Here is a 12,378-nt window from a genome sequence, read left to right as displayed (position 1 = left end):
AACCAATTCAATAATAATTATGGAACAGAAAGAAATGAATATCACAAAGACTAAAGTCTTCAATGTGATTATCCTCGACCGTAGCGGTTCGATGGAATGTATTCGTCAGGCTGCCGTGGAAGGTTTCAACGAGACCTTGGCAGGTATCAAGAAGGCTCAGGAGAAGTTTGAAGAGACACAAGACCATTTTGTGACATTGGTCACATTCTGTAGCTGTGAGACGAAGCACGTGTTTGACAAAACGCCTGTGGCGGATGCCCATCCGCTGAAGATGGAGGATTTCCAGCCCTGCTGCACCACACCGTTGTATGATGCCATGGGCATTACGCTCACCGCTATGCGCAAGCATGTCAAGGAGATTGAGGACAGCGTGGTGGTTGTGACCATCATCACCGACGGCATGGAGAATGCCTCGCACGAGTACAACGGCAAGACCATCAAGGAACTTGTGGAGCGTCTGCGTGGTGAGGGATGGACATTCACCTATATGGGTGCAAACCAGGATTCCGTGGAGGTGGCGATGAACCTCTCCATACGCAACTCACGCAACTTTGCCTATAGCCACGAGGGCACACGTGCCTCGATGGACAAGGACACCAGTACGCGCATGAATTTCTACTCACGTCTCTCGTGCATGAAGATGCAGGAGGCTGACGGATGCGCTGCACCCATGTCGGCAGAGGAGCGGCACAATCTATATACCAGTATGGCAGACGAAGCTTTTGATGAGGAGGAAGGAAAATGAGAACAAAGATAACATCAATGAAAAGAGCTTTCGTCCTGTTCTGGCATGGGTTAACCGCTCTCCTTGCCGGCATCGCCAACTGGTTTACGGTAATATTGGGCATGAGGGATGACTCCAAGTATGGCAAGATTCTCCGTCGCACGGTAGGTAGCTGTTTTGCCTTTCTGATGCTGTTGCTTGCCATAGCCGCAGGTTGGGATTTCTGTCGTACTGCATGCTATCGGTTGGAGGTAAACAAGCATTTTGATGACTCGTATTACGACACGCAGTACATCTCCCGCAATGTCACCTATTACACCTACTACGATGAAGACGGTTTCCTGAAGACTGCTGACGGCAAGAAGACCATTACGGGAATCAGGTGGATAGCAAAGCCACTGGGCATGGACTCACTTATTTGCTATAGTGACGGCAAGAAGCGCGGATATTTCAATATGTTCACCGGCAAATCTGTCATTGAGCCGAAGTACGATCATGCCTGGATATTTTCCGACGGACTGGCTTCGGTGGATGACGGAGGGTGGATCAAGTTTATTGATGCATCGGGTAAGGTGGTGATAGACCCACAGATTCCTTATATACCGGGAGCAGAGGGTTATGTGTTCCACAACAACCGCTGTATTGTACACAATGAACGCCGTGACCGTTTCGGACTGCTGGACAAGCAGGGCAAGTGGGTGTTGAAGCCTGATTATTTCTCCATCGAATCTTCCAAAAGCTTCTGGATTATTGATAACGGAGAAGGCAAGAGCGTATTGGACAGCACGCTGAATACGGTCATTCCGTTCACGAAAGGTCAAATTTGGGTAAGCAGCGAATATATCAGTGTTACTCTCAGCAACCACATCATTCAACGTTATGACCATAGCGGTAAGATAATAAATGACTTCTATATCAATGACGTAAGTTATATGACCTACGAATCTGATGAGTTACGCTACTCCACCTCTAAGAATTACAATGAGGAAGGCACACTCACCAGTGAGACGGAGAACATAGAGCCGTTGCCGGTTGAAAAGATGGCAAGATGCCGACGCTATGAGGCAGAGAGCGGATGGTATGGACTGATGAGCGCAGACGGCAAGGTCATCACACCTCCTTCATACTGTAGCATCCAGGCAATAGGTTATGACATATACCTTTGTAAGGACAATGGCGAAGATGGTGTGATACTGAATGGTAAAGGTCAAAGGATTGATTAGGTTTCAGGATTGGCAGTGTTCTCGGCAAACATATTGCTCATAGATGTTTGCTTAATGAGATTAAGCAGGATGGCAGGATTGATGTTTTTGCCATCCTTTTTTAGTGTCAAATGAAGATGTGGGCCAGTGCTACGTCCACTGTTTCCTGTCAGGGCGATGATGGTGCCGGGACGGACATGGGAGCCTTGGGTAACGAGGGCCTGAGAGAGGTGGCAATAGCTGACGGTGAAGTCGCCGTGACGGAGGGTGACATAGAGGCCTGAACGTTTGTCCTTGCCTACCTTGATGACTTCGCCGTGCATCATGGCGTATGCAGGTTCGTAGTTTGCCTTCAAATCAAGTCCGTTGTGTGTGGTTTTTCTTTTAATGAATGGGTCTCTGCGATAGCCGAAAGGGCTGGTGACAGATATGTGACGGAGTGGACTGACAAGTGCCAGGAGGCGGTCGGTCTGCTCCGTTTGGGTTTGTATTTGGGTAAAGGTAAGAGAGTCTCTCCGCTGATGCGTCGAGCACGGGGGCTGTTGCTCGGGTGTTGTGGACTGCGTCGTTTTTGGCATAGCCTTGCGGTGTGCGTTGGTCTGCGTGACGGTGTTGAACTGGGCGAATACTGTCGCTGATGAACAGAATATTGCTGCTATTGTGATGAGTAGAAATCGTTTCATGGTGCAAAGTTAACAAGCAATTATTGGACTGGCATAATGAACAAAGGGAAGACAAGAAGATTGTAACATAATATAGCAATCGAGTTTGATTTTTGAGCAGAAATCAAACTCAAATAATAATAATCGTCAAAAATAGCACGCATTATCTTATGTAATTCTGCTTGTCTCTGAATAGGTATATAACTTTGCATGAGTTTAATTTTAAATTCAAAGATAAAGTATGAAGCAAGTACGATTTGAAGAGAGCGAGGTGCCTTATCAGACACTGGCTCGTTTTGGTCTCACACAGGAAAAGATTGAAGACCTGCCCTTGTGGGCATTGGAAGATATTGGTCAGGGACGACGTTCGCCGTTGCTGCCCATTCAGGTGACTAATGATGAGGGCGAGACGTTGAAGAGCCGCACCCGATTTGCGTTAGTCCGTATGGAGGACGGCAAGGTGGATGTGGTGTTCTATCCGCAGTTGGAGAAGTCACCGTTGGAGGCTTTTACTCAGGAACAGCAGGAGGACTTGCAGGCTGGAAAGGCTATCCTTGCCGACGTGAAGGATGCGGAAGGCAGAAGCAGCAAGGCTTTTGTGCAGATTGACACGGAGACCAATCAGGTGATGTCCGTGCCTACGCCTGTCATCGGGCGCAACTTGGAAGTGCTGAAGGATGAGCTGAACCTGAGTTCGGCAGAACTGACAGTTATGCAGAAGGGTGAGCCGCTCACGCTCATCATGGAGGATGAACAGGTGACGGTGGGTATTGACCTGAACGACAAGACCGGAATAAGGATTAATCAAGGCGACAGTCAGAAGTGGAAGGAGAACACCAAGCGAGAGTGGGACAAGTACACCTTTGGGTGTTACGGCTGTTGGGTCATGGACAATGACGGAAATCTTGACTATGTGCCTGAAGAGGAATATACAGAAGAATTATGGAATGAACAGAAGAAGAATGGAGAACGCAACCGCGCCTCTTTTTCCATGCACAAATAATCTACACATAATATAATAAGTATATGGCAGCAAACAAATATTATCCAGAGGATGTGCTCGTAGAGAAGATGCAAAGCGGCGAGTACGGTTGGTTGGAGTATGTCAACCATCATTCTGCTGAATGGCAGGAAGAATACGAAAGCTATTGTCTGAAGAACGGACTCTGCATTTGTGAAGAGAGTGCGGAGCAGTTTGTACATCACAAGGATGAGGAACTGGAAAAGGCGATAGAGAACGGAGAAGCTTGATAAATGAAGAGTGAAGAATAAGTATGGCGATAAGAAAGAATACGAATCCCCAACAGATGGACCTGCAACCAGAGATGCGTGACCTGCTCATGCGCAATGGTATGCAGGCACATGTGGTGAGCAATGGCAGCGGCTATCAGCTTGTGGTGCAAGGTCACGACAGTCCGCTGCTCACCTATAACATCACCGAGAAGCAGATGTTGGCTCTGACCGACTGGGGTACGAATCATGCCAACAAGTTAGCCTACAATACCTTCACGAGTATTGTGGGCAACGACTTCTATATGCCCAAGAACTTCGTCCATGCACGTAATGCCAACGGACGTGTGGCTATGGGGCTGCACGGCTATCGTGTTGGTATCGGCGAGTATGGACGGATGGGGCGCATCGGAATGCCACCACCCTTCTTAGGTTGGACACCACGCAGTCAGGAAGGATTTCATCTTCGCAGAGTTGGAGGACGACTTTTCTTTCCTGAAGCACCGATTGTTCCTGAACGTTGGGACGGCAGGATGAAGCCGGGCGAGTTACAGAGCGGCGGTTACGGGTTCTACTATAAGGGGCAGCAACAGAGTTATAGCCCACAGCAACAGGATGTGCTGAAGGATTTAGAGGCTGTAATCACACCCTCGATCAGCCGTCCGAGAAGCACGGAACCAGCCAAGCCATATAAGGAATTGATAACCTCGCCTGTCTATTTTACCAATGAGAAGTGGCAGGAATGCTTAACTTCGCATGGCATCATCATTAATGAGAATGCGAAGACGCTGACCATCCAATCGAACAGTGTAAACGCCGACATGGTGTATGACCTGACGGAAGAGGAACTGAAGAAACTTACCTCCAACTCCATCAAGGAAGTACCAGTGGTTCAACGCTTGGAGCTGCTGAATGGCATCATCAAGGACGACTTTGCCGACAGAATCCTGATGGACACACTGAATAGCAAGGAGCGCATCGACCTGCATCTGCATCCTGAAGTGGAGCAAGACTTACTGCAGCGACAACAACAAGACGAGGAACGGCTGCTTCCATTGGAAGAGGAAGAAACTGTCAGACGGGACGTATTGCAAGGCGATGCCATGGTGAGAGGTGAAGACCTTGCCTTGCTTAATGAGAACAAAGGCTGGTATCGTGAGGGAGCGCACGGGCGTGAAGTAGAAATCGGCGACATCGCGGTGGAGAAAGTTCCTCCAACAGAGGGAGATAAGAAAGGCGAAGACAAGTATCGCATGACCGCCATCATCAACGGTGAAGCCATCACGCATGAAATCAAGCAGAAGGACTATGACAAGTTCTTGGCGGTGGATGACTACCATCGCATGAAACTATTCTCGAAGGTGTTCAATGAGGTGGATATGAAGACACGTCCCGAAGCCAATACCGGACTGGGTACGAAGATACTGGCGGCATTGACGGCAGGAGCAGTCGTTACAGCTGAGGTGGCGCATGACATGAACCATCATCACCATCCTGCCCCGGAGCTTTATGCGGAGCATCATAGCGGTCCACGTCCTTACTTCAAGCCTGGTGTGGATTCGCCACAGGAGATTGCTGCAAGATACTTTGAGGCAGAAGCCAATCATGTTGCCACGGAGATTAGACGAGGATATTAGCCCGAAAGCAAAACTTTCGGGAACCGACGGAGCAGCGAGAGCAGAAGCCAGCTCGCTTGGATTCTGCCGAGTCGTGACGTAGGAAGGCGAAGCCAACGGTGGATCTTTCTACGACAACATTGACAATGAAGGACAACAAAACAGGAAGATAATATGGCGGAAAAAGGGAAAACGAACGAGTTGACATACGATGACTTTCTGGATAGGTTGAGCATACAGGAAGTGCTGGTGGACGCAGGGTATCATCTGAATAAGAGGGATGGCTTGCGTTATCCTTCATATGTGCGTACTGACAGTGAAGGCAGACGGGTGCGTGGTGATAAGTTCATTGTCACGCAGAACGGAAAGTGCTGCTTCCAACCGCCGCAGCAGAAGGTGTATAACGTTATTTCGTTCATCAAAGAGCACCCCGAAATGTTTTCTGAGAACAAGGCAGGTATGTCACCAGACCGACTTGTCAACCTCGTCTGTAACCGACTGCTCAACCAACCCATTGAGGACAGACCATCAAAGATTGCTGAGCCCAAGAAGAACATCAAACCATTCAACCTGAATGATTACGACTTCCATAAGTTCAATCCACAAGACAGGGAGACGCAGAAGAAGTATTATCCCTATTTCAAGTATCGTGGCATCGACCTCTATACTCAGTACGCCTTCCATCGGCATTTCTGTTTGGCAACCAAGCATCGTACGGATGGGTTCACCTTTGCCAATCTTGCTTTTCCGCTTGTCCTGCCCCAAGAGCCCGACAAGACCGTGGGCTTTGAGGAACGAGGACGACCGAAGATGGACGGTAGCGGCGGTTACAAGGGCAAGGCAGAAGGAAGCAACAGCAGTGAAGGACTGTGGATTGCCAACCTCACGGGCGAGCCGTTGGATAAAGCAAGCGAAATTGTATGGTTTGAGAGTGCCTACGATGCCATGGCAGAGTATCAGATAAATCCTGTAAAGATGGTGTATGTATCTACGGGCGGCACACCCACCGAGGGACAGATGCGAGGACTTCTGTCCGTTACTCCCAACGCACGGCACTATTTGGGTTTTGACAAGGACGATGCAGGGCGGCAGTTTGTTGCAAACTTCAGGAAGGTGGCAGCAGAGATGGGCTTCCGTCACGAGCATGTGCAAGCCTATCATCCATTGGGTTGCTACAAGGACTGGAACGATGCGCTGCTCAACAAGAAATCAGCAGAACTGATTGCCAAGGGCGAACCAGATACCTTCGACTATGCCGAGTTTATCGCAGCCGGCAAGGCAGAGAAACAAAGGGAAAAAGAAGAAAAGAACACATATCATAGAAGCGTATGAGACAAGAAGATAATAGCATCATCACCTTGTGCCCCAGCATCGGACAGTTTTTCATCAACGAACTGCCTCTGTTGCTGTTGTGCGTGGCAATGCTCCTAATCGGAGGATTGCCCGGTTGTGCATATAGTACCCTGTTGCTTGTCTTCAGCCTCCTGTTCTCCCTCTGTTTACTCTACCGATTCATCTATCTGAGGAGTATCCGCTACCATATCGGGAGCGAGCAACTCATCTGTGAGCACGGAGTGTTTCAGCGGAGCGTGAACTACATGGAGTTGTACCGAGTGGTGGACTTTGCCGAGCATCAGACATTGATACAACAGTTATGCGGACTGAAAAGCGTGACCGTGTTGTCGATGGATAGAACGACACCGAAACTGGAAATGACCGGCATCAGCAACAGCTATGACGTGGTGAGTGTGATACGAACAAGAGTAGAAACGAACAAACGAAGAAAGGGCGTATATGAGATTACGAATAGATAAGATTTGGTTCATTGTCGTGGCATTGGTACTGAGCGTGCCGTCAGCCCATGCACAGATTGTGACTGCCAACCCTTTGGAATGGATGGCATTAGCAGAGGGCAACGAAGCCATCAACGGTGAGATAGAGAAGGAAATCAAAGGTCAGACCAAGACTGCCCTGTTGCAGAATACCATCGCCGCAGAGTTCACCAAGATACACGAATGGGAGAAGAAGTACAACAGTTATCTGAAAACCGCCAGTGGTTATGCCTCTTCCCTCAAAGCCTGTACCTATCTGTACGACGATGGAGTGAAGATATTCATCACCTTGTGTAAGATGCGCAAGGCCATCAACAATAATCCGCAAGGCATCGTTGCCACCCTCTCGATGAACAACCTGTATATGGAGACCGCCACGGAATTGGTGTCCGTCTTCACACTGCTGAAAGATGCAGTCGCCAAAGGAGGCAAAGAGAACATGCTGACTGGTGCGGAAAGGAGCAAGACGCTGTGGGCACTGAACGACAAGCTGAGTGCCTTCAGCAAGAAGCTGCATCGTCTTTATCTGTCTATACGATATTACACCATGACCGATGTGTGGAACGGCGTGACGGCAGGGATGATAGACCGAAGCAATGGAGAGATAGCCACCCAAGCCCTTAGCAGATGGCGCAGAGCAGGACGTATGACCATCAGTGATTAACGATAAAGGAATCAGTCATGAAGTATTTCATATCAATTGCCATTTTTATGTTTATATCATCTTTTGCAGGAGTGCGGGCGCAGAACGACCCGACTCTTGCGGGGATGATTCTGATGTACACCAACAAGGCGGAGAAAGAACTGAAGAATCAGGAGAAAGTGATGCTGCTACAATCCACCGGCCATATCTGGACCAAGGAGGAAGTGGAAGCCACTACCGACCTGCAGCGGGAGTTCAACAACTATCTGGACTCCTTCCGTTCCATCGTCAGCTATGCCGCACAGATATATGGTTTCTATCACGAGATAGGTCAGTTGGTGGACAATATGGGTGGATTGGTGGCGCAGTTGGATGCCCATCCTGCCAACGGACTTGCCGTAGCCCTGTCAGCCAAGCGCAACAAGATATACCGCGAGCTGATTATGAACAGCATCGAGATAGTTAATGACATACGCACGGTATGCCTGTCGGGCAACAAGATGACCGAGAAGGAGCGTGTGGAGATAGTCTTCGGCATCCGACCCAAACTGAAGAAGATGAACAAGCAGTTGAAGCGACTGACGAGGGCGGTGAAATACACCACCATGGGCGATGTTTGGATGGAGATAGACGAAGGGGCAAGACCCACCAAAGCGAACAAAGCCGAGATAGCAGCGGCTGCCAAGAGGCGGTGGAAGCAGGTGGGCAAGAACGTAAACTGATGGAGCAGCGAGAGCAGAGCCGAACTTGTTCGAGCTATGCCGAGTCGTGACAGAAGAAGACGAAGTCAAACCGTGATTAAAAAACGATAAGATATGGGATTTTGGAGTTCATTATTGAAATATGGTGGCAAGGCGGCACGAGGTACTGGCCATGTCATCGGAGTAACTGGAAAGACCTTAGGCAGTGCGGCACTCCACCCGCAACGCACCCTTATGGGAGCCGGCAAGGCTATGCAGACGGCCGCAGTGGGTAGTGCCGCAGGCTATGTGACATGGGAGAAGCTGACCACAGACAAGAGCGTGGCACGCATCGTAGGTGATGCTGTCATCGGCGAGAATGCCACGGAAGCGGTGGCACAAACCGCCAACGATGTGCAACGTCTGACGGGCAAGGCTGGTGAAGCCGTTGATGCGGTGAACACTGTAGCCGGAAAGATGGACACCCAGTTCAGCGGCATCAGTGATTTCTTTAGGAATATGTTCGGAGGCGTAGGATGCGACATGATAGGCAATCTCTTTGGCAATATCGGCAAGGGCAACGTGTCGGGTATGAGCATCGTCGGACTGGTGGCTGCCGCCTTCATGGTATTCGGACGCTTTGGTTGGATGAGCAAGATTGCGGGTGCCCTGCTTGGAGCGATGATCATCGGGAACAATTCTAAGGTGGCGCAAACTCTGCCTAACAGAGGCGGTACGTCTTCACATGGGCAGAACATGAAAGAAGCAGAGACCCAAAGCAGAGGGATGAAACGATAACCAATATACAGTGATATGAGATATACAGAAGAAATGATACTGCGCTCATCGAGCGGCTACTGTATGCCGTTTGAGGAGCCTATAAAGCAGGACGTGCAGATGTCCTTGGGTTACGGAGAGCAGAAAAATCCCGTGACGGGAGAAACATTCTTCCATCACGGCATAGACTTCTCAGTGAACCATTACCTGCTGTCGGCGGTGGCAACGGGAACCGTCTCTGCCATTGGGTCGGACGCGGAGCATGGCATCTACCAGACCATCCGCTACGGCAAATACGAAGTGACTTACAGGCATCTCTCCAATGTCTTCGCCAACTTCTCCCAAAGCGTCAAGGCCGGTCAGACCATCGCCATCAGTGGCGACCTGCTGCACATGGAGGTGAGGTTTGACGGAGAGGAAATCAATCCGTTGGAGTTCCTCACCATGCTCTACGGCAATATCAAGGCATTGGAGCACAATTCCCAAATGGGCATCAATGAACTGGACATGAACATCCCTTCACCCTACGACACCGACCGTCAGGAGATAGAGGCATTGATGCTCCGCTTCCTTCCCTCCTACTTCGAGGACCTTCAACAAGGAGCATACTCTCTGCCCGAACATACGGAGCAGTCGTTGAGAAACATCTTCTCGTTGGGAGCGAGCAAGCATTATTTCTACGAGACCATGCCGAGCATGGCTAATCCCTTGGGCATCGGCAACCGCTGTATGCCTTTGGCGACTAAGGTGCAGAACCTGCTCATTGCCGACTTTCTCAACTATCTTGCCATGCGACATCAGGTATATCTCTCCACGATGGACGAGGTGTTAAAAAAAAACTCCAAGAGCAAGCCCTGACGCATGACGGCATCATCGACCCTCTTGCCGACTTGGACGTGGATATCCAGAGCTTCGACATTCCGAGGATAGTGAGCGTCTATCCCGACCGGGCTGGCGTGAGATGGTGGACAAAGGCATGGTTCAATGGTAAGGAAGAGGGGGAACCCTCCGTGGAGATTGAGGAACGTATGGCCGTGCAGTTCATCCACTGCCAAGTGGACAAGGACGCATGGTTGGAGGAACACTATCCTAAGCAGATGGAGATATATCACAATGCCATCGAGCAGACAAAGGAACAGATATTACAGCAGTATAATATATAAACAAGGTATATGGCAGTTAAGAACAGTCAGCGATTCGCAGAGATAGAGCGTCTGATGGGCGACTACTTCGGGTGTCACCTTGCCCCCGTGATGGGCAGGGTGCAACGGGACTTGTCCAACAGACAGGCAGACGAGATGCGAGCCTACTCCAACAGTACGGCTGGCATCCTACGCTCATTGGCCACTGCCAATATGCCTGGTGATGACCCATACGCCACGCTGAAGATTACAGGCAAGTGGAACAGCAAGACCACCGAAGACTATCTGGCGATGTGCAAGGAGGCTATTGTCGGCAACAAGGATATGCAGCGTGACCTTGCCGTGATGGCTGAGGAATGGCGCAAGGCGGTGGTGACGGAGATAGGACGAGAGCGGTACGATGCACTCTCTAAACAACTCGGTTGTGATTTGGCATACGCCTATATCGATCACCGCATGGAGCAGCTGATGATAGAAAAAATGGTGAAAGACCGTATGCCAACATCTTCTGCCGACTATATCATCCGCAAGGCGGCACAAAGCAGTCTGTTCGGTCTGCCCTACGAACTGAACAAGTCACCCCTTGCCGCAGAGATAGAAGCCAAAGGAGAGGCAGCCTATAAGCCCTCTCGAACAGAGAAGGCAGCGGGATGGGCAGCCGGAGCGGGTGCCGATGTCGTGGCCATGGGAGGGATTGGCTCATGGGCAACCTTCGCCAAGTTTGTCGGTATCGATATGGTGATGAATGTCGGCATGGAGCACCTAAGCAAGAAAGGTAGCAGCCAAGAGGTCTGTGTCGAGGAGTGTATCAGCAAGGGAGTTTTCGGTACGGGCACCAACGTCTTCGCCTCATTCCGCAAACAGGCAAAAGTCATCAAGAACCACGAGAACAGCTATATCAAGGCTACCAACAGCCATTTCAAGAACAAGATTCCCACGAGCAATATCACTTTTATGGATTGGACGAAACAAACCGAGCAGACCTCTTTTCCTTGGAACAAAGGTACGTTCCTTGACCCTCAGAGAAACGAAGCAACCAAACGTACAGGCAAGTACAAGGATGTGCCCTTGATAGTTGCGCCTGGACAGGAAGACGAGTATCTGGAGGTTAAGGCGAGACTGGATGCAGAGGCTGAGAAGGAGAAGAAGGCAGAACCGAAAGAAACTCCTGATTCATCGACTGAAGAGGCAACACCATCTGTAGTCCAGCAGGAGGAAACAGCCTTACAAACAAACGAAAATGGATGGGACGGGCTGTTGCAGAGTTTTGGACTGAACGGCTTTTCAGACATCGGCAAGAACCTTGGTTATGTGTTGGCGATGCTGCCCGATGTACTGGTGGGACTGTTCACTGGCAAGACAAAATCGCTGAATATGGACAATAGCCTCCTTCCTTTGGCCTCTATCGTGGCTGGAATGTTCGTGAAGAATCCTATACTGAAGATGCTGTTGATGGGTATGGGAGGTGCCAATCTGCTCAACAAAGCGGGACATGAGGTGCTGGGCAGGAAACAGCAGGAAGGCATTGCACCTACAGTTAGTCCTGCTGCATCTCGCATTCAGTACCGCCAATATCCTGATGAACCACTCAATCCTCGTATCAGCAACCCGATGCTGCAAGGGCGGTGTCTCGTTGCCAACATTGACCATGTGCCTTGTACCATTCAACTGCCTGACAGTGTGATTGGGGCGCATCAGTCGGGGGCATTGCCGCTGAATACATTGGCTAACGCCATACTTGCCAAGAACGACCAGATGCGACAGATGGCAGCAATGCAGTACGAAGAGCAGGCACGGGAGAGCGTGGTGCGACCGAGGGGAATACAGTGAAGCCCGACAACAAAATTGTCGGGAACGGTGGCTTGGTAAG

Annotated in this window: 14 protein-coding genes; 13 read left to right on the top strand and 1 reads right to left on the bottom strand. The window is 50.1% G+C overall.

The genetic code is table 11. The annotated features are described in order from the left end of the window. Nucleotides 1-19 precede the first annotated feature (19 nt). Nucleotides 20-745, top strand: a complete 726-nt coding sequence (locus CIL02_RS04605) for a hypothetical protein (protein ID WP_094399416.1) — start codon at nt 20-22, stop codon at nt 743-745. Continuing rightward, complete coding sequence (locus CIL02_RS04600) at nt 742-1,947, top strand: WG repeat-containing protein (protein ID WP_240513520.1); 1,206 nt, start codon at nt 742-744, stop codon at nt 1,945-1,947. Before CIL02_RS04605 ends, CIL02_RS04600 begins: the two co-directional genes overlap by 4 nt. Here the strand turns inward: CIL02_RS04600 and CIL02_RS04595 are convergent. After that, entirely contained in the window at nt 1,944-2,609 is a 666-nt protein-coding gene (locus CIL02_RS04595; RefSeq protein ID WP_094399414.1) for a M23 family metallopeptidase, read from the bottom strand. The genes CIL02_RS04600 and CIL02_RS04595 overlap by 4 nt on opposite strands. A gap of 220 nt (nt 2,610-2,829) precedes the next feature. On the opposite strand from CIL02_RS04595, the gene CIL02_RS04590 reads away from it, so the two are divergent. The 11 genes from CIL02_RS04590 (at nt 2,830) to CIL02_RS04540 (ending at nt 12,338) form a co-directional block, all read left to right on the top strand. After that, on the top strand, nt 2,830-3,591 hold the full coding sequence (locus CIL02_RS04590; RefSeq protein WP_094399412.1) for a DUF4099 domain-containing protein: 762 nt from the start codon (nt 2,830-2,832) through the stop codon (nt 3,589-3,591). A gap of 23 nt (nt 3,592-3,614) precedes the next feature. After that, complete coding sequence (locus tag CIL02_RS04585) at nt 3,615-3,839, top strand: hypothetical protein (protein ID WP_094399410.1); 225 nt, start codon at nt 3,615-3,617, stop codon at nt 3,837-3,839. Nucleotides 3,840-3,862: 23 nt separating this feature from the next. Continuing rightward, nucleotides 3,863-5,455, top strand: a complete 1,593-nt coding sequence (locus tag CIL02_RS04580; protein WP_094399408.1) for a hypothetical protein — start codon at nt 3,863-3,865, stop codon at nt 5,453-5,455. A 153-nt stretch (nt 5,456-5,608) separates the two neighbouring features. Next, a complete protein-coding gene (locus CIL02_RS04575) occupies nt 5,609-6,766 on the top strand; it encodes a toprim domain-containing protein (protein ID WP_094399406.1) in 1,158 nt (385 codons plus the stop codon). Beyond that, nucleotides 6,763-7,248, top strand: a complete 486-nt coding sequence (locus tag CIL02_RS04570; RefSeq protein ID WP_005816244.1) for a PH domain-containing protein — start codon at nt 6,763-6,765, stop codon at nt 7,246-7,248. The genes CIL02_RS04575 and CIL02_RS04570 overlap by 4 nt, the downstream gene beginning before the upstream one ends. After that, a complete protein-coding gene (locus tag CIL02_RS04565; RefSeq protein WP_005816246.1) occupies nt 7,229-7,930 on the top strand; it encodes a hypothetical protein in 702 nt (233 codons plus the stop codon). Before CIL02_RS04570 ends, CIL02_RS04565 begins: the two co-directional genes overlap by 20 nt. A 17-nt stretch (nt 7,931-7,947) precedes the next feature. After that, nucleotides 7,948-8,631, top strand: coding sequence for a hypothetical protein (locus CIL02_RS04560; protein WP_005816248.1), 684 nt, complete (start codon nt 7,948-7,950; stop codon nt 8,629-8,631). A gap of 93 nt (nt 8,632-8,724) precedes the next feature. Further along, complete coding sequence (locus tag CIL02_RS04555; RefSeq protein WP_005816251.1) at nt 8,725-9,387, top strand: hypothetical protein; 663 nt, start codon at nt 8,725-8,727, stop codon at nt 9,385-9,387. 15 nt (nt 9,388-9,402) lie between these two features. Further along, nucleotides 9,403-10,224, top strand: coding sequence for a M23 family metallopeptidase (locus tag CIL02_RS04550; protein ID WP_005816253.1), 822 nt, complete (start codon nt 9,403-9,405; stop codon nt 10,222-10,224). Nucleotides 10,225-10,256: 32 nt separating this feature from the next. Then, the gene (locus CIL02_RS04545; RefSeq protein WP_007897422.1) at nt 10,257-10,529 is read left to right on the top strand and encodes a hypothetical protein; all 273 of its coding nucleotides are present in this window, start codon (nt 10,257-10,259) and stop codon (nt 10,527-10,529) included. 9 nt (nt 10,530-10,538) lie between these two features. Continuing rightward, the gene (locus CIL02_RS04540; RefSeq protein WP_005816255.1) at nt 10,539-12,338 is read left to right on the top strand and encodes a hypothetical protein; all 1,800 of its coding nucleotides are present in this window, start codon (nt 10,539-10,541) and stop codon (nt 12,336-12,338) included. Nucleotides 12,339-12,378: the final 40 nt, after the last annotated feature.

It is taken from the genome of Prevotella sp. P3-122 (genome assembly GCF_002251365.1).
In the GTDB taxonomy this organism is placed as follows: domain Bacteria; phylum Bacteroidota; class Bacteroidia; order Bacteroidales; family Bacteroidaceae; genus Prevotella.
The sequence above is the reverse complement of the archived record's forward strand: the minus strand, read 5'-3'. Positions and strand labels throughout refer to the sequence as shown.